The 16,441-nt window shown below is 59.4% G+C and carries 26 protein-coding genes and 1 tRNA gene; 4 read left to right on the plus strand and 23 right to left on the minus strand.

The window, feature by feature from the left end; all coding sequences use genetic code 11:
* Positions 1-120: 120 nt before the first annotated feature.
* On the minus strand, positions 121-825 hold the full coding sequence (locus tag HB376_RS02075) for a glutathione S-transferase N-terminal domain-containing protein (protein WP_213761740.1): 705 nt from the start codon (positions 823-825) through the stop codon (positions 121-123).
* 250 nt (positions 826-1,075) lie between these two features.
* Here HB376_RS02075 and HB376_RS02080 point away from each other — a divergent pair, with 250 nt between their 5' ends.
* Together HB376_RS02080 and HB376_RS02085 are read left to right on the plus strand one after the other, a co-directional pair.
* Complete coding sequence (locus HB376_RS02080) at positions 1,076-3,250, plus strand: malate synthase G (RefSeq protein WP_213761741.1); 2,175 nt, start codon at positions 1,076-1,078, stop codon at positions 3,248-3,250.
* A 106-nt stretch (positions 3,251-3,356) separates the two neighbouring features.
* Positions 3,357-3,446 (plus strand) — tRNA-Ser (locus HB376_RS02085).
* A gap of 68 nt (positions 3,447-3,514) precedes the next feature.
* On the opposite strand, the gene HB376_RS02090 is transcribed toward HB376_RS02085, so the two are convergent.
* The 7 genes from HB376_RS02090 to HB376_RS02120 all read right to left on the minus strand — a co-directional run bounded on the left by HB376_RS02090 (position 3,515) and on the right by HB376_RS02120 (position 7,100).
* Positions 3,515-4,690 carry a tyrosine-type recombinase/integrase gene (locus HB376_RS02090; RefSeq protein WP_213761742.1) on the minus strand — a complete coding sequence of 392 codons (1,176 nt, stop codon included), beginning with the start codon at positions 4,688-4,690 and terminating at the stop codon, positions 3,515-3,517.
* Between the two features lie 219 nt (positions 4,691-4,909).
* Positions 4,910-5,221 carry a hypothetical protein gene (locus tag HB376_RS02095; protein WP_213761743.1) on the minus strand — a complete coding sequence of 104 codons (312 nt, stop codon included), beginning with the start codon at positions 5,219-5,221 and terminating at the stop codon, positions 4,910-4,912.
* Complete coding sequence (locus HB376_RS02100; RefSeq protein ID WP_213761744.1) at positions 5,218-5,511, minus strand: hypothetical protein; 294 nt, start codon at positions 5,509-5,511, stop codon at positions 5,218-5,220. The genes HB376_RS02095 and HB376_RS02100 overlap by 4 nt, the downstream gene beginning before the upstream one ends.
* Positions 5,508-6,134: a hypothetical protein gene (locus HB376_RS02105; protein ID WP_213761745.1), complete on the minus strand. Its 627-nt coding sequence runs from the start codon at positions 6,132-6,134 to the stop codon at positions 5,508-5,510. The genes HB376_RS02100 and HB376_RS02105 overlap by 4 nt, the downstream gene beginning before the upstream one ends.
* On the minus strand, positions 6,131-6,340 hold the full coding sequence (locus tag HB376_RS02110; protein ID WP_213761746.1) for a hypothetical protein: 210 nt from the start codon (positions 6,338-6,340) through the stop codon (positions 6,131-6,133). The genes HB376_RS02105 and HB376_RS02110 overlap by 4 nt, the downstream gene beginning before the upstream one ends.
* Positions 6,337-6,696, minus strand: a complete 360-nt coding sequence (locus HB376_RS02115; protein ID WP_213761747.1) for a hypothetical protein — start codon at positions 6,694-6,696, stop codon at positions 6,337-6,339. Before HB376_RS02115 ends, HB376_RS02110 begins: the two co-directional genes overlap by 4 nt.
* Positions 6,693-7,100 carry an ASCH domain-containing protein gene (locus tag HB376_RS02120; RefSeq protein WP_213761748.1) on the minus strand — a complete coding sequence of 136 codons (408 nt, stop codon included), beginning with the start codon at positions 7,098-7,100 and terminating at the stop codon, positions 6,693-6,695. The genes HB376_RS02115 and HB376_RS02120 overlap by 4 nt, the downstream gene beginning before the upstream one ends.
* A 31-nt stretch (positions 7,101-7,131) precedes the next feature.
* On the opposite strand from HB376_RS02120, the gene HB376_RS02125 reads away from it, so the two are divergent.
* Positions 7,132-7,647 carry a hypothetical protein gene (locus tag HB376_RS02125; protein ID WP_213761749.1) on the plus strand — a complete coding sequence of 172 codons (516 nt, stop codon included), beginning with the start codon at positions 7,132-7,134 and terminating at the stop codon, positions 7,645-7,647.
* An 8-nt stretch (positions 7,648-7,655) separates the two neighbouring features.
* On the opposite strand, the gene HB376_RS02130 is transcribed toward HB376_RS02125, so the two are convergent.
* The 15 genes from HB376_RS02130 to HB376_RS02200 all read right to left on the minus strand — a co-directional run bounded on the left by HB376_RS02130 (position 7,656) and on the right by HB376_RS02200 (position 16,143).
* Positions 7,656-8,660 (minus strand): phage Gp37/Gp68 family protein, encoded by a 1,005-nt coding sequence (locus tag HB376_RS02130; RefSeq protein ID WP_213761750.1) that lies wholly within the window; start codon positions 8,658-8,660, stop codon positions 7,656-7,658.
* A 226-nt stretch (positions 8,661-8,886) separates the two neighbouring features.
* Positions 8,887-9,660 carry a hypothetical protein gene (locus HB376_RS02135; protein ID WP_213761751.1) on the minus strand — a complete coding sequence of 258 codons (774 nt, stop codon included), beginning with the start codon at positions 9,658-9,660 and terminating at the stop codon, positions 8,887-8,889.
* Positions 9,657-9,998 (minus strand): DUF4031 domain-containing protein, encoded by a 342-nt coding sequence (locus HB376_RS02140; RefSeq protein ID WP_213761752.1) that lies wholly within the window; start codon positions 9,996-9,998, stop codon positions 9,657-9,659. The genes HB376_RS02135 and HB376_RS02140 overlap by 4 nt, the downstream gene beginning before the upstream one ends.
* A complete protein-coding gene (locus HB376_RS02145) occupies positions 9,995-10,231 on the minus strand; it encodes a hypothetical protein (protein WP_213761753.1) in 237 nt (78 codons plus the stop codon). The genes HB376_RS02140 and HB376_RS02145 overlap by 4 nt, the downstream gene beginning before the upstream one ends.
* A complete protein-coding gene (locus HB376_RS02150; RefSeq protein WP_213761754.1) occupies positions 10,231-10,662 on the minus strand; it encodes a hypothetical protein in 432 nt (143 codons plus the stop codon). Before HB376_RS02150 ends, HB376_RS02145 begins: the two co-directional genes overlap by 1 nt.
* Positions 10,659-10,898 carry a hypothetical protein gene (locus HB376_RS02155; protein WP_213761755.1) on the minus strand — a complete coding sequence of 80 codons (240 nt, stop codon included), beginning with the start codon at positions 10,896-10,898 and terminating at the stop codon, positions 10,659-10,661. The genes HB376_RS02150 and HB376_RS02155 overlap by 4 nt, the downstream gene beginning before the upstream one ends.
* The gene (locus HB376_RS02160) at positions 10,895-11,113 is read right to left on the minus strand and encodes a hypothetical protein (protein WP_213761756.1); all 219 of its coding nucleotides are present in this window, start codon (positions 11,111-11,113) and stop codon (positions 10,895-10,897) included. The genes HB376_RS02155 and HB376_RS02160 overlap by 4 nt, the downstream gene beginning before the upstream one ends.
* On the minus strand, positions 11,110-11,871 hold the full coding sequence (locus HB376_RS02165; protein ID WP_213761757.1) for a hypothetical protein: 762 nt from the start codon (positions 11,869-11,871) through the stop codon (positions 11,110-11,112). Before HB376_RS02165 ends, HB376_RS02160 begins: the two co-directional genes overlap by 4 nt.
* Complete coding sequence (locus HB376_RS02170; protein ID WP_213761758.1) at positions 11,871-13,052, minus strand: RNA-directed DNA polymerase; 1,182 nt, start codon at positions 13,050-13,052, stop codon at positions 11,871-11,873. Before HB376_RS02170 ends, HB376_RS02165 begins: the two co-directional genes overlap by 1 nt.
* Before the next feature lie 198 nt (positions 13,053-13,250).
* Positions 13,251-13,631, minus strand: coding sequence for a four helix bundle protein (locus tag HB376_RS02175; protein ID WP_213761759.1), 381 nt, complete (start codon positions 13,629-13,631; stop codon positions 13,251-13,253).
* A 14-nt stretch (positions 13,632-13,645) separates the two neighbouring features.
* Positions 13,646-14,152 carry a hypothetical protein gene (locus HB376_RS02180; RefSeq protein ID WP_213761760.1) on the minus strand — a complete coding sequence of 169 codons (507 nt, stop codon included), beginning with the start codon at positions 14,150-14,152 and terminating at the stop codon, positions 13,646-13,648.
* A 53-nt stretch (positions 14,153-14,205) separates the two neighbouring features.
* Positions 14,206-14,703, minus strand: a complete 498-nt coding sequence (locus tag HB376_RS02185; protein WP_213761761.1) for a hypothetical protein — start codon at positions 14,701-14,703, stop codon at positions 14,206-14,208.
* 86 nt (positions 14,704-14,789) lie between these two features.
* Positions 14,790-15,458 (minus strand): hypothetical protein, encoded by a 669-nt coding sequence (locus HB376_RS02190; RefSeq protein WP_213761762.1) that lies wholly within the window; start codon positions 15,456-15,458, stop codon positions 14,790-14,792.
* Between the two features lie 90 nt (positions 15,459-15,548).
* The gene (locus HB376_RS02195) at positions 15,549-15,752 is read right to left on the minus strand and encodes a hypothetical protein (RefSeq protein WP_213761763.1); all 204 of its coding nucleotides are present in this window, start codon (positions 15,750-15,752) and stop codon (positions 15,549-15,551) included.
* A gap of 1 nt (position 15,753) precedes the next feature.
* A complete protein-coding gene (locus HB376_RS02200) occupies positions 15,754-16,143 on the minus strand; it encodes a hypothetical protein (RefSeq protein ID WP_213761764.1) in 390 nt (129 codons plus the stop codon).
* Between HB376_RS02200 and HB376_RS02205 the strand changes: the two genes are divergently transcribed.
* Entirely contained in the window at positions 16,142-16,375 is a 234-nt protein-coding gene (locus HB376_RS02205; RefSeq protein ID WP_213761765.1) for a hypothetical protein, read from the plus strand. The two genes, HB376_RS02200 and HB376_RS02205, sit on opposite strands and share 2 nt — an antisense overlap.
* Positions 16,376-16,441: the final 66 nt, after the last annotated feature.

Raw genomic sequence — 16,441 nt, forward strand, 5'->3', positions numbered from 1 at the left:
ACAAACATTCGGCCGGAAGAGAAACGTGGCCCGATATGGCGTTGGTCAATGTCCAGATAAACGAAGCCGGCGCGTGGCCGCCTTCGTCGAGAATACACTTCAGCCGGCTCGCAAGCCTCTTCACCCCCGCTTCGGAATATTCAGCCCTCTTGCCACCGCCGGCCTGGCGACGAACGCATCGAGGGCGCGCCTGACATTCGGGAAGTTTTCGATACCGACCAGCTCGCCTGCCTCGTAAAAGCCGATCAGGTTTCGTATCCACGGAAAGCTTGCCATATCGGCGATCGTGTACGTGTGGCCCATGATCCATTCACGCCCGCCCAGGCGTTGCTCAAGTACCCCAAGCAGGCGCTTCGACTCGGCCACGTAGCGCTCACGCGGGCGCTTGTCTTCGTAGTCCTTGCCGGCGAATTTGTTGAAGAAACCGAGCTGGCCGAACATCGGGCCAATGCCGCCCATCTGGAACATGACCCATTGGATCGTCTCATAGCGGCCGGCCGCGTCCTGCGGGATGAACTGGCCGGTCTTGTCGGCGAGATAGATCAGGATCGCGCCCGACTCGAACAACGGCAGCGGCTTGCCATCCGGGCCATTGGGATCAAGGATTGCGGGGATCTTGTTGTTCGGATTCAGCGATAAAAACGCGGGCGACATCTGGTCGTTGGTCTCGAAGCTCACCAGATGCGGCTCGTACGGCAGCCCGGTCTCCTCCAGCATGATCGAGACCTTGACGCCATTCGGTGTCGGCAGCGAATAAAGCTGAATCCGGTCGGGATGCTGCGCAGGCCATTTTGCCGTGATGGGGAAAGCGGACAAATCGGTCATGGATATCCTTTAGACAAAAGCGTGGAAGGTGCGGCATAACGCCTGGCCGGAGCGGTTTATTGGTCTGTTTCGGCGCACAGGACGACAAATATAGTCACTCCCGCGGATCTTGTCTTTACGCGCTGCGGCTGTGTGTCGAGGTGATCGCCTACGCCGGAACCGATCGAAACAATCAAGAAGCGTTAACATGGCAATACATTGCTGCAAAGCGGCGAACGCGGACAGAATACAAACCGAGCTGGAGTTACCCATGAGTCAAATGATCAAGCGAAACGGATTGCAGGTTGCAGCCGAGCTTAGCCAGTATGTCGATGACGAAGCGCTGTCGGGAATCGGTATAGAGAGCGAAGCGTTCTGGAAAGGACTCGATGCCCTCGTTCACGACCTCGCCCCGAAGAACCGTGCGCTGCTCGCCGAGCGTGACCGGTTGCAGACGGAACTGGATCAGTGGCACAAGGCGAATCCGGGACCGGTGCGCGATTTGAAAGCGTATCGTGCATTTCTGGAAGGCATCGGCTACATCGTGCCGGCGAGCGCTGCTGTGCAGGCCACGACCGAAAACGTCGATACGGAAATCGCCGAACAAGCCGGGCCGCAACTCGTCGTGCCGCTGTCGAACCAGCGTTACGCACTCAACGCCGCAAATGCGCGCTGGGGCAGCCTGTACGACGCGCTCTACGGCACCGACGCAATCCCCGACACCGACGGCGCCGAACGCACAGCGCAATTCAACCCGGCTCGCGGTGCAGCGGTAATTGCCCGCGCTCGCGCGTTCCTCGATGAAGCCGCGCCGCTCGCAAACGGTTCTCACGTCGATGCCACCTCGTATCGCGTAGAGGGCGGCAAGCTTGTCATCGCGCTGAAAAGCGGTTCATCGGCGTTGAAATCACCCGATCAGTTCATCGGTTTCCAGGGCGACGCGGGCTCGCCGTCCGCCGTGCTGCTCAAGCATCACGGCCTGCACTTCGAGATCCAGATCGACGCGACCGACTCTATCGGCAAGACCGATGCCGCGCATGTGAAGGACGTGCTGATGGAGGCCGCGGTCTCGACGATTATCGATTGCGAGGATTCGGTGGCCGCCGTCGATGCCGCCGATAAAGTCCAGCTCTACCGCAACTGGACCGGCCTGATGAAAGGCGATCTGGCGGAGGAAGTCACCAAGAACGGCAAGACCTTCACGCGCCGTCTGAACGCCGATCGCGAATACACCGCACCCGATGGCTCGACGGTGAAGCTGCATGGCCGCTCGCTGCTGTTCATCCGTAACGTCGGGCATCTGATGACGAATCCGGCTATTGTCGATCGCGACGGGCACGAGATTCCCGAGGGCATTCTCGACGCCGTGATGACGTCGCTCGGTGCAATGCACGACCTGCAAAACAAGCTCAATTCGCGCACGGGATCGATTTATATCGTCAAGCCGAAGATGCACGGCCCGGCGGAAGTCGCTTTCTCCGATGAGCTGTTCGGCCGCGTGGAGGACCTGCTCGGCCTGCCGCGCTACACGGTCAAGATGGGCATCATGGACGAGGAACGGCGTACGAGCGTCAACCTGCAGGCGTGCATTGCGGTGGCTTCGGCGCGGGTGGCGTTCATCAACACGGGCTTCCTCGACCGCACCGGCGACGAGATGCACAGCGCGATGGAAGCCGGTCCGATGATGCGCAAGGGCGACATGAAATCGTCGGCGTGGATCACGGCTTATGAGCGCAATAACGTGCTCGCGGGACTGAGCTCGGGGTTACGTGGGCGCGCGCAAATCGGTAAAGGCATGTGGGCCATGCCCGACCTGATGCACGCGATGCTCGAGCAGAAGATCGCTCATCCGAAAGCGGGCGCGAACACGGCATGGGTGCCCTCGCCGACCGCCGCGACGCTGCATGCGCTGCATTACCATCAGGTCGATGTGCAAGCCGTGCAGAAGGAGCTGGAGAAGACCCGTTACAGCGGCGCCCGCGATGAATTGCTCGATGGGCTGCTGACGATTCCCGTCGTCGAAAAGGCGCAATGGTCGGATGAGGAAATTCGGCAGGAGATCGAGAACAACGCGCAGGGGATTCTGGGTTACGTGGTGCGGTGGATCGACCAGGGCGTGGGATGTTCGAAGGTGCCGGATATCCACGATATCGGGCTGATGGAAGACCGCGCAACGCTACGGATTTCGAGCCAGCATATTGCCAACTGGCTGCATCACGGCGTGGTGTCGGAGGCGCTGGTCAGCGAGACGTTCGAGCGCATGGCGAAGGTGGTTGATCAGCAGAATGCCGGCGACCCGCATTATCAGCCGATGGCCGGTCACTTTGATACGTCACTGGCTTTCAAGGCGGCCAAGGCGCTGGTTTTTGAGGGGCGTGCGCAACCTAGCGGGTATACGGAGCCTTTGCTGCATAAGTTCCGGCTGGAGGTTAAGCAGCGGGGGTGAGTGACCGGTGGCGAGTCGCGTCGCCGCCGGATTTCAACCTCGATAACCTCTTCTCCACAAGGGGGCTGGCACAGACGCGCGAGTTTGCTATAATCCGCGACTTGCTGGAGAGATGGATGAGCGGTTTAAGTCGCACGCCTGGAAAGCGTGTTTAGGGTCAAACCTAACCGGGGTTCGAATCCCCGTCTCTCCGCCAGAATACGCAATGAAATCAAGTGGTTAGGTTTTGTGGTTGGCTAAAAATTGTCCTGCATTCACCCATGTTTACCCAGCTTTGGGCAGCTTTTCGACAGCATGGTTTGTAGAGAACTTCTCCACCGCCTTATCCCCCGCTTCGACATCAGCACTGGGCATCCAACGCGCGTAGATCTTCGCCGTAACGACCCAAGAGCTGTGACCCATCTGCTTCGCTACCCACATCGGCGGTTCACCGGCTGAGAGCATCATCGACGCGTATGTATGGCGCGTCTGATAGGGTTTTCGGTAAGCCACCTTCGCTTTCGTGATTGCTCGGATCCATGCTGTGCGCACCGGGTTTTTCCCGCTCCAGGGAAGCTTGGTACGGGGATTCAGGAAGATGTATTCATTCGCGAGCAACGTCAACGGCTTCTGAGCCTCAAGTGCCTCGAGCGCCGGCGCCAGCAGCTTCACTATGCGGCGCCCTGCCTTGGTCTTCGTGTCCTCTGGCTCCTTCGCAGTCGTGGTCCAGGATCTTGAAATCCGGATTTCACTTCGATGCCAATCGATATCAGTCCAGCGCACCGCAGTAAATTCCGACGTGCGCAGTCCAGTCCAAAACGCGAACTTAAACATATTGCGCTCCGCGAGCTCACCGCAGTTGGCGAGCAGCAGCTCGCGCTCTTCCGCAGAGAACGGATCTACGTCGTCATCTTCCTTCGGGGCTTGTGGAATCGTGTAGGTCCAACCGAACAGCGGATTAATGGCAATCAGCTCATCATTGACCGCGTCGTCCAGTGCAGCTCTTAAAACGCTCTGCCGATTTGAGAGCGTTTTATTCACGCATGTCATTTTGTCGAGCTCGTCGCGTATTAACTTTCGCTTGAGGTCAGACAGGGTTCCTTTCCCGAGTGCTTTAACCCACATGTTAATCGTCATCCGATAACCGTCGTACGTGCTGGCCTTTACGTGTTTCCGTTTCCGATCAAGCCAGTCTTCCAAATACGTGCCGACGGTTTCGACGTCACCGGGTTGCTTCGCAAACTTGGCGGCGCGGGTCGAATTCGGGAAAGTCTCGTGATACACGAAACTGCCGTCATAAATCGCCTGCAATACCGCCTCGCGAAAGCGCGTGGCTTTCTTTATGTTGGCAGGCGTGGGCTCCCACCGGATCCGTTCGCGGCATCGTTCCTTCTGGTAATAGAAGGAGATCTCGATCGTTGTCGCGCTGGCGGCTTTGACACCGGATCCGTCTCGACCCATTTTTCATACTCCTCGATATTGATTAGGATGTGACGATCCGGAGCCTTTCTCCATATGGATGCGGGCCATTTTTCGTCCTGTATTTTTCTTCGCACCGCTGCTTCCGTATAACCTGATTCAGAAGCGAACTTGCCTATGGTTACCCACCGGATCATTTGACCCCCAGATAGTGTCTAGACACTCGAAGGAAGGCGTCTATGTGCTGCGCCACGTTGTCAGTCACCATGCACTCCCAAGTCCATCCAATTTGAAAAGCGTTTCGCGAGCCATGCCGGTGAAAAAATCACCGCACGCCGGCGCGCGAACGAGCGCCCCAACGACATAGACCAGACTCACGCGCTGAGTCTTGATAGTCCAAGCCGCGAGCGCGACCGGTGTCTCCGGACGCGGCTCATACGGTTCGACGGCCGCGTATTCAACTTTCTCCATCACCGGCTCTGCCGGCGCCGGCGGCGCGTGCGCGGGGTCCACGGATATTGCGGCCGCCTCGGCGTGGCTCAGTTCGTCGGCAAACATGTCAAATTGGCTCACCACTGACCTCCTAGCCCGTTTAGCTTCAGCAGCACATACGGAGCGTTCTGGAGGATGCAGTGAACCCGGTGGGTATCACCCGCAGCTCGCAGGCGCGTCAGATCCCGTGCGTGAGCAATGATGTGGATCCGTTGCGTTTCGCGGGTCCACGCATCCAACTCTGGTTTGACGCGGAGCTCGAGTGGCACCGGTTCGAGGTCGACCGCCGGTGGATAGGTGGGCTCGGGAGGAAGCGGCAAACTGACCGCAACAGTCGGCAGATCCTCCCCGAACATATCGAATTGCGTCATCCCAGTTCCTTCTCAGCCGCGACCATCGCGGCATTCAGATCTGCCATCGCCTGGTGCGTGCCACCTTTGTCCGGATGGGCGGTGCTGGCGCCGCGCTTGTAGGCCAACCTGATTACTTCGAGATCGAGCTCGAGCGGCCCGACGCCTAGCACCTCTCGCCAATGCCGCTGACTGCCAGGCGCAGGCAACGCAGTGAATCCCGTGAAGGCGCGATCAAGGATCTGCGCCCCGCCATGCCGTTCGATAGCGCGCATGGCGTCGAGCGTCGCTGCGATCGCGGCCAGGTTGTCGGCGACCTTCAAGTATTGATCGACAGCCATCACCTTTCGTTGACCCTTCCGCGTTTCCCAGTACACAGCCGCGCCCGGGTCGTCAGGCGCTTTCTGGTCGGAGCGTGGGAGCCCGTCGAGCCGGGTTTTCAGGTTCGTCGAAATCACGATGTCCTCGCGGCCGATGCCGAATCGGCCGAGTTCATCCAGCACGCGTTCGACGCCGTCGGCTACAGTCAGATCCTGGGCCATCGTCCGAGAATTGCGGCGCGTGCTGAAGCGGCCAGGGATTCGCGAGTAGTAGGACGTGCGCGGCCATCCTTCTGGCCACTGAAGCGGGTAGGCGGCGATCATTCGCTGTATTCCTTCAAATCATTGAGACACACGAGCATCAGGCCAATATCGCCACTGGCCAGCGCACGAGTGGAGCGGTCGAGCGAGGCCTTGATCATCATTGCGCCGAACGCGCCGGCGGGACCGATCTGCTGGTAATGCCCGAGAATTTCCGTCACCCGTGCAATCTCGTCCGGCAACGCGTCGCCAAGAGTTTTCGTCGTCATTTACTGAATTCCCAGTTCGCAGTAAGCGGGGATAGCTGCTTCCCCGCTGCTTCGTCGATGGACGTGACTGCTATCGCCCATCCGGCGCAAAGTGCAGTCGGCGAGCCATCCTCCGCGCAATCGTGGTGACAATAGAACGGCGTTCCCTCGACGGTCGCCTTCAGCGCATCCATAGTGGTGATGACGCATCCGTTCGGGAACGAGCCGGCACGAAACGCGCAACTGGCGCAACGCTCGGCGTGATCCGGGAACTCGGCGAGGACGGCCGGCGCCGCTGCATCGTGCAGTCGAGCCAGCACAGTTCCGAGCAGACGACCTTCGGGTGATGGCGTGTTCCTAATTAGATCGTCGCTCACTTGACCTCTCCTGCGGTATGCAACTGGCGCAACTGCTCCGCGACGTCCGCGTCCACGTTGAAGAATCCGAGCTTGCCCTTGCATGGCACAAACGGGAGAGGCTTGGCGTCGATCAACGTGAAGCCGTATGGGCCGAAGAACCATTCGGAGTCACTGGCGGTGACGCAGCCAGTGATGGTGGCCACGCCCACGATGCCGCCGAGCATCGTCTCGCGCTCCGGATAGTTGCCGAAGCGCGCGTCGTAGATCTCCGCGTCGGCGCGATGGTCCCGTTTCGGATAGGTGAGACCCGCGTGGATCAGCACGCGCCCGCGGAAGTTCGTGGCCCAGTCGCGGTTTTCGATGTCCTTATGACCGTTCACGATCAACCAAGCGTAGGGTTGGCGGACAGAAAGTGCCTTCATGCTACGATCCTTCGAAAATGGGGAGATCATCATGAACGTCACCAATGAAGACGAGTTGGAAAGAAAGAGAGCAGAGCATCGGGAGATGTCCGAGGTCGGCTATTTGCTCCAGAAGTGTTTCGATCTCTTCAAATGCGGGATATTCGAAAATGTTAAGCAGTCGCCGCTTCTTGAACCAGCTGTCACTCAGTTGTTGATCTGGATGAACGATCTGCTGCAACGCGCTGACGACAGGGGCAGCAGGATCACGTTCGCTGACGAGATGGTTCCTGACACAGGGGACATCACCGATTTGATCAGCAAGATGCGAAATGCGGCTTGCCACATGAAGAGCAAGAACACTGTGTTGGATTTTGGTTCGATTCGTTTTGGCGTACTGTTTGGACGAGTGCCGAATGCCATTCAATACAACAATGAAATCGCCTTGAGCAGCGATTACGAAGACGACGTCGCTGTGTATTTCGGCAAATATAGGGTCTACCTGAGACGTCAGGCTTATCGAGCACTTAACGAGCTCGTAGGCATTTACGGAATTAAAATTCGATAATTGGCGCATCATAATTCCTCCGGAAAGCCGTCATGCGTCGCGCCGTCGAGCTCGCGGCCGGCGGCGCGCTTACCGACGCGGACCATGAGCGTCCTTCCATCGAGACGCACGTTGCCAGCCGCCGCCAGCCGCTCGCCGTCGTCGAATGGCGGCAAATAGCCCTGGGACATCAGCGCGAACTCTCCGGACGGCAATACGCCTGCCGTGTCGCGCAGGCCGGCGCGTTCGCCCCAGTCTTCGTCAGTCCACTCGCCCCATTGCTTAAACAGGAACGGCACGCCTGCGTCCGCGCACTGGTCGCGCAGCGATCGCACCCAACTCGGATGCATCGGCCGAGCGTCGGTGCCGGATTCGCCGCCGACGATCACCCAGTCGATCGCGGGTAAATCTGGCATGGAATTGCCGTCGTCGTCCTCGCATTCCTGGGTTCCGCTCAGCGGGTATATCTCGCCGTGTCCACCAATGTCGATCACATTCAGGTCGACCGGCCCGAGCAACGGTTCCATCGATAGGAAGCGGACGGCTGCCGGCGTGTCGAGCAGCTTGGGGATATCGCGGTCCGCTTCTTCCTGATTGATGATCGTCGCGCCGAGCCAGACATTCGGCATCGGCTCGGCCGGCCACATGGCACTCGCGTTACCGATGCGCTTGGTCAGGATCAGCCAATCGAGATTCGGCGTCTCGGCGATCAGTTCGACCAGGTCGACGCGCCATGCCGGATCCACTGCGTTATCGAACACGTCGGCGATGCTCGCGCAAAAGACGCGCTGGCGGCGACCGTGCGTGCCGAAGAACTCGGTGTGCGCGGTGTTCCATGCGATCGGCTTGCGCCAGTTCGCTGGCGACGTGCGGCGGCGCGGCGCGCCTGGTCCCCAGTTCGGCGCCGTGCCACCGCCAAAGCGCGAGTTCCGTGCCTCTGCATAGCAGTGGTCGCAACCAGGCCCGACCCTCTGGCAGCCTTCCCACGGGTTGAAGGTGTGGTCGGTCCACTCGATTTTGCTGTTTTCGCTCATGCTAAGATTCCTACAGACGTAATCTTCGGGAGGTCAAAAATGGGCAAGCCGGACGTGGATACTCCAGATGCAGAGGTCACGGCGCGCTGTAGAAGGCAGATCGTTTGGGCCACGATCGCGGCGGTCGTTTTGGTCGCTGTTTTATGGCGAACCGCTGTGTCCCGCGGCTGGGCACCATTTTGAATTCCTGATGATCGGTCGACCACCGTGATCTTGCTGTTCTCGCTCACTGGATGACCTCATCGATCGGGGCAGCATCTTTGGCGGGGAAAAGTGCGATCGCCTCATCACACTGCTTAACGATCCGATCGGCATGCTCGCGCAAAGCCTGTACGCCGCCGTAGGTCTTGAGGACGCCAGAGGTCATTACTGCTTTCACGGCTTTCCCGATTTCCTCGCTATTGCACCAACTTGTGATCTGAATCCCGCTCACGCGCTCGACCTCGTCAATCCGTGCCTTCAGTTCAGTGGTGTGTGATGTGCGTGATTCGATCTCACGCGCAATACGCTTTTCGTCACCATCCCGGATTCGTTTGATCTCGACGTCGACGGCCGCGCCGACGAGCCCCGCGTCGACCTCACTCGCGCGTCGCAGCATCGCCGCGACGAAATCGCGTGTGACAGGCTGGGACGTCAGCTTCGGCGCAGCGATAACCTGGCGGATCTTTCCACCAGGCTGGATCTCATAGTGTCCCCACGTGGGAGGGAGTTCGCCGGGAGCGATGACTGCCGGCGGGCAGACTATCCACCAGCGATCGCAGTAACGCTGAACGGGTGCTGATTTTTCTGGGTTCTTCAGCTCGCGCAGCCAGTCGCCGCGTGAGACCTTGATTTCAAAGCCGTTAATCTCCAGGCCGCGTGACGGATAGAGATTGATGGCGACGGCGTCGGCCCAGCGGTTGTGCCGTCCACCGGTCGCGTCGCCGACTTCGAAAAAGAGTGCCCATTCGGGCCCGGAAAACCGGGCGCGCAAAGCAGCACTGACGTCGTGGGTCTTCATCCAAGCTCCTTCGGCGCGCGTCGCGCAGCCATGAATTCCTTCATCCAGTCTTCGGCTTCGGCAGGCGCACCCAGCTCGCCAGTGATCCGCCGGCGCATGTTCATGGCTCCAGCTTGGCGCCATGTGATTTCGATGGCGCCGGCCGCGACTGCGAGCGCGCGCTTACTCAGCGCGATGTCGTAATGGCTGCCGCTGGTCTTCTCCGGGCTTTGCCACCACTTCATTGCCACGCCGATTCGCCAGGCCATCGCATGCAGTTCGTCGTCCGTGTCGGCCAGCATGTGGCACATCACCATTCGGCCGTAGGTGGCGCGCATATCGTCCACGTAGACGGTCATGAAGGCTTCCGGATCTCGACGACTGCCGGTTTACACAGATCGCCTGACGCACCCGCCAACCAGCCACGCAGGTATTCGTCACCCGCCACCGTGCGCAGCAGCATGAACGCTGTTGTCATGACGCCTGTCAGGAAGGCGCTCGCTTCCTCGCGAGCCATCGTCGGGACACCTGCCGCCTCCAGCAGATCTACGGCCTTGTCCATCAGTTCGTTCTCTCTGGCTTCGGTCACCATCACACACCACCCTTTGGACCGAGCGCTGCCGCGATCGCCAGCATGTCCGGCCAAACGACGCTTTGAGTCGGGCGGAAGTCTGGCGCAGCCATGATCATTTGCGCCAATAGCAGATCGATCGCGCCGCGCGCTCGCTCGAGCAGCCGAAACAGATCGGCATGCGCAGCGCGTGCGGCCGCGAGCTCGTCGAGCAGCTCGAGCGCGACCTCAGCGGGGAACGACTCCAGGTAGGTCGCCACGCCGGCACCGAACAACAGATCTGCGTGGCCATCCCGCTGAGTCGTAGGTTCGATGACGGAGACATGCTTGCCGCGCTGATCGGAGAACACGCGACGCCAGCTGTTGGACGTCCATACCGACCAGCGGCCGCGCGGCGCCGCACTGGCGACCGCGCGCAACGCATCGATATCGAGCTTGGCCTTCTCGCTCATGCTGGGCTCCCAGCGCGTACCGGCGCGCAATGGGAAACGCATACGCAGCCGCTTTTTCCTTCGAGCCAAACAACCGCAGTGTGGCCACTGAGGATCGACGCCTCGGTGCGGGTGCGATATACGACGGGCGTGCTGAGCCCGATCACCTCGGAATACTCAACGGTTTCGCCTACCTGCACGCGCGCGTTGAACTCGTAGACCTCTTTGTACGGATCGGGACGTTTCGGGCGTTTCATGCTGAATGCACCTCGCAATAGTCGGGACCGCCCAGCGACGTGCAGCTGCAGGCCGGCGAGCCTGCGGGCTTCCACGTGGTTTCCAGGCCAATCCCATTCATGTCAATCACGCCGTTCGTGCCGATGGCGTGGTCATAGCCGGCGGCGCGCAGCTTCGCCGAGATCTCTTGATATGCGGGCGCCGACACCTCGAGCGTGGCGATGGTTCGCGTCATGGCCTCTCCCGCGATGCGTGTCGGATCAGGGTCATGAACATGTTGTATTGAGCGGTGACCATACAGCCGCCAGCGATATCGGCAATTTGATCTACGGACAGCCCGCTCGCGGCTTGCGCATTGGCTGGCGGTGTAGCGAAGAAAGTCTTTGCCTCGGCTTCCGTAACCAGGTGACGTTCCATGTACATCTGGACCGCAATGTCGCTTACCGGCGCGCTAGCAGCTCGGTCGAGCCGTTCTATTTCTGCAAGGATCAGTGCGCCGGCCTTGACGAGATTTCGACGCGAGTCTGTGGGTTTGCGCCAAGTTACGGCCCACGGCCACACCGCATCTGCATGCTGGAACATGTTGTAACGCTTCGACGGTGCATTCCCGGACGGCTCTGGGAGCACTGCGGCCGCGGTGTGGATTGCGTAATACGATGCCGCGAGCGCCATCTCGAAATTGGAATGCTCGTCGTCGTGATCCGGCGTCAAGCCTTCAACGGTCGTTTGCCGAACTCGTTCCGCTAGCACATCACGCGCTGCATCCGTCGTCGCGGCTTGCGATGCGCCGAGCAACATGCGCCCGGCCTTGATGAACGATTCACTAATACGATCGTCGCTAGGCAAGCACGCGTTTTTCCTGAACTCTTTAAAAACCCGCGCGATGAGGTCTATATTGGTCGCAGTGGTGGATGCCATTCTGAGTTCGGACACGCCCGCGCCCGCGCTGTTGCTGCCACCACCGGCAGGCGCATCGCGTTTAGATATGTGCATTACTTACTCCCACGATAGGTTTTGGTGAGGTCAAAATTGACGGCATGGTTGCGGCGACGCACAGCGTTCGCAACATGCGCTCGATCGTGATGGCCGCTCGGTGCCTGACCGAGCAGTCCGAAGTAACTATTCGAAACTGAAATGAAGTCAGCCTCACAAGTCGTTGTCACCCGACGAATGGCCTCCTTTACCGTTCGGCGGCGCGTGGAGCGGCTCCACGGCCTGATCACCTGGCCGACAAAATCAACACCGCGATCGATTGGCTGCAGGATCGTTTTCTTTGGATTCAGCCGGACGCCGAGGCGCGCAGGAAGAAAGGCGTCGATGTCAGATAGGACTGTGTTCAGCCAGTCCGGCGATTCGTGGAGAAACAGAAAATCATCGACGTAGCGAATGTAATGACGCGCGCGGAGCTGATGCTTAACGTGCTGATCGAACACATCGAGCAGAACGTTCGCCCCGAACTGGCTCGGCAGATTGCCGATCGGCAGACCGAAATCCGAAGGCTGTTCCATCAGTCGCTTATGCAGCGGCACGCGCGCCATCAACCGGCGGTCGCCGCGGAACTCGAAGTCGGTGCGCGGGTCGTGCATCAGCACGAGCTCCGTCAGCGCACGCCAGAATGGCTCGCGGATTCGTGATAGCAGCAGCTCGAGCACAATCTTCTTGTCGATGCTGACGAAAAAATTAGCGAGATCGCATTTCAGGTAATACGCGGGACATGACCAGTTCCGGGTCACCGAACGGATCTTCGCCTCGAGGCGCCGCGCTGCATACAGCGTGCCGCGGCCCTTGATGCAGGCGCAAGAGTCAGCGATGAACGCGTTTTCGAATCGCGCGTGGATCCGGTTGTACAAAAGGTGATGCACGATCCGGTCGCGGAAGCTAGCGGCCCAGACCTCGCGAATCTTTGGGCGATCGACGCAAAAGCAGATCGAGGTTCCTGGACGCCACACGCCGGCGTTTAATTCATCGAACAAATCGATCAAGTTCGGTTCTCGCTCCTGTTCAAAGAGGAGAGCCGAATAGGTGTTGAGTTTGTGCCGCCTACAGTCAAAGTAGGCGTGCACGAGCTCTCGGAAAGAAAAGTCAGCATGGCCATCGAAGCGTCCAGCGAATCGATCTGCGGACGGCGACAGCGCCGAACTCGTTGTCCTTGTGGTTCCAGTTCTGGTTGCCATTGTCGAAGTTCTGGACGTACGCGTTGCTCGGGTTGTCCGGATGCTGCGCCGATTCGTGCTATCTACGTCGCCCCGCTGAAGGCTTGCGCCGATCAGCGGGGTAACTGCGCGGGACCATCTTGAACACCGCCAGGTGGTTTCCGTTATGCGCATGTCGGTGGGCTTATGGCCCAGCGGCACGACCAGATAGATGCTCTGTCACGGTCGCCGTGACGGCCGTGAAACGGGCTGCTGTGCGGAATAAATTCTCCATCCCATTGCCTGCTTGCCAAGATCGCTCGCGAGCTCGATTGCATCGGCATACGCCGGCATAGAGATCAGGCGAAGGTCAACGCAAACTCCCAGATCGACTTCGACGTCAGTAAGCTCGTCGAGTACCAGGTCGAGGTGAGGAACCTTGTCATTGCCGCTTGCCTGATTCGCGTGCCGAATATGTTTCAGGATCGTGCGCGAATGCCCGATCAGCAGCGCGCCATCAACGGATCGATGGTTACGCGGCATATGGGCAACAAGCCGGCTGGCGAGCGTCGTAAGCTCTTTGGCCGTCTTGTAGATCTTCAGGGTGGTATGGAGGGCCATGCTGCAAAAATGATTCAATAACTCAAGGATTTACTGCGGACGGCGACAGCGCCGAACTCGTTGAACTTGTGGGACCAGTACTGGTAGCCATAGTCGAAGAACTGGACGCACGCGTAGCTCGGGAAGTCCGGAAGCTGCGTTGACGACCATGCGCCCCAACCATCAAGCGCCTCAAGGATCTTGTCGCCCATCGTGACGAAAAGGTGGGTGAGCTCGAAGACGGAGGGCAAGAAAAAATCCTTGTGCCCGTCGGTATCGAGCGCTGTGAAATGCTTCGCAATTTCGTTGTCCGGATCGGACCTGAGAATGGCGAGAGTATTTGCGGCGCCGTCAAACAGACTGGTTGCATCGACCACGCTCTCTACCTTTCCCCAGCGTTTTCGCTGAAGCATGTGGGCGATATCGACGATCAGAATCCGGGGCTCGGAGCCGTCGCGCGGCGTGAAAATTCCGCCGTTGTGGCCACCTTCGCCTTCCCAATAGGTGCCGACCCGCGGCATGTTTTTGATCAAAGTGTTCATGGGCTACCTGATGAAATGAGTTGTCGAACTAAATAATCAAATAATCGAATGACTCAGAAAACTCTGCGGACGGCGACAGCGCCGAACTCGTAGTCCTTGCGGTTCCAGTCCTGGCCGCCATCGCCGAAGCCCTGGACGTACGCGCAGCTCGGGCCGTCCGGATGCTGCTCGCAAATCCACGCACCCCATGTGCCGAGAAACTCGTGAATCTGATCGCCCAGACTTGCATAGAGCAACGCGCTTTCGAGGCGCGACGGCCAGTGCCAGTCCGTAAAGCCACCGACCCGCAGATCACGAATACGGTTTGCAATTTCGTTATCCGGATCGGCCTTGAGGAGTGCCTGCATGTTGCTCACGCCGTCCCACCGGCTCGATACGGATGACATAGCTTCGGTCGGCCCGAACTTCGCAGGCTTGATCTTCGCTTCCGGCACGAGGGTCACGACGAGGCCATATTGCGATGCTCCATCCCAAGGCGCTGCGACGCCGGCGTACGTTCCTCCCTGCTCATCCCATACGGAACGTACTGGTGGCGCACTTAACGTCGACACGCGCGCGGACTCCAAACTCAGGGAAGGAGCGTCAATCGATACGCCTGCGGAGCTGATTGAAATGAGAATGCGATCGTGAGCGCCCATTACGCAGCCTCCTGTGTGACGAGCGCGGAATAATCGAATGGACAAAGGATCAAGCTGCGGACGGCGACAGCGCCGAACTCGCTGCCCTTGCGGACCCAGTCCCGGTAGCCACCGTCGAAGCTCTGGACGTACGCGAAGCTCGGGTAGCCCGGATGCTGCGTAGCGGACCACATACCGATCGGATCGAATGCCTCGGCGTTGCCAGGCAGAAATAACGGCAGCACGGTCCGCGCTGGAAAATCAGCGGTATAGACGTTTGCCGGTGGCCAACTGCTCGGATTGGCGCCGCAGTTTCCCTGCCAGTTTTTGTCAGCCGTGGGTTTCGCCGTACGATAAACACGCTCGAGCTGCTGAAGCGCCGGCAGACGCCAATCATCGTGTCCACCGATGCGCAGATCCATCGCCCACTGCGCGAGCTTGCTGCCAGCTCTCGCCATTGCCTCGGTGCCAAGTGCTCCGTCGATGAAATCACAAGCGCTATCGACAGGCTCATAGCTGTCACTCCAGACGATCCGGGCATGATGACCGCCTTCAACCTTCGATGCAGATATCTGCGCCTTCAAAAGCCCACCGTGCACGTACAGGCCGTTAAAGAAACCGCCTTCAAAGCGATCGCCCACGGAGGGCAGACCGGTGATGACCGCATTAAATTCGGCAATTGCATTCATTTTGGTTCCTTTCAAAGGTGAAGCCGGTCAAGAAATGTCCTAAAAAGAAGCCGCACGTACTGGCCGGCCGGAAAACGTTGCGCGCGGGGTCTAGCGCAACGCCTGAGAGCTTGTGCTGCTGCCACTCTGTGCAATCAGAAGGCGGTCTATCACGACGGCCACATGCTGATTCCGATCGCCGGCCAGCATCTCGACCAACGCATCGCACAGCTCGTGTGTCAGCGTGTCGTTCGGCGTGGCCGCGGACGCATACCCACGCGCCTTATGGAGGAATCGGATGCGTGCCGGTGTCATTTCAGTTACCTGAGACGCGGGGCTCGTCGGACCCGGTGCGACCAGCATAGTCGATGCTGTAATTCACGGGCTGGTTGAAGCGGTGATCCATCGTGGCAAGATCTTCGACGCCCTTGCATGCGGCCGGATCCAATTTCATCATCACGGCGCGCTGGCGATCGCTGTTCAAGCACTGCATGTGCTGGCTGACGTCGAGCAGCTTGGCGGCGGTTTCGTTCGCTGCTTTCATACCCTTTTCGTCAATACCGGTCTGCGTCGCGATGAGGCGGTATGCCGACGCGGTCTGTTCGGTCTGGCGAGTGTCCTTGCGCCAATCGCAGCGCTCTCCGTGCACGACGTATGAACCAGCCGCACCAAAGTTGATGATCGATCCGCCGATGGTGCCGAGCATGTCGCAGTTGTCCTGTGCCGCGCTGTTCGACGGGTTTGGCACGAAAACGGATGGCGCCGCGTCGAGATGCGTCGTGCTGTCACCGGCCGAGTTGAATGTGATGCCCTGTGAGTTTCCAGCGTTGTTCGCGCCGGCCTGGCTCGCCGTCGTCGCGGTACTGCCCGCATTCGCAGTCGTGTCGGCACGAGCGACCGCGGACATGAAAATCGCTGTCGCAAAGAAAATCGCGTAGTATTTGAGTTGCATGGTCGTACCCCGTCGTATGGCCGTGTGTCGATCGAGACGCCCGAGGCCTTCC

This window comes from Caballeronia sp. dw_19, assembly GCF_018449515.1.
Taxonomy (GTDB): Bacteria; Pseudomonadota; Gammaproteobacteria; order Burkholderiales; family Burkholderiaceae; genus Caballeronia.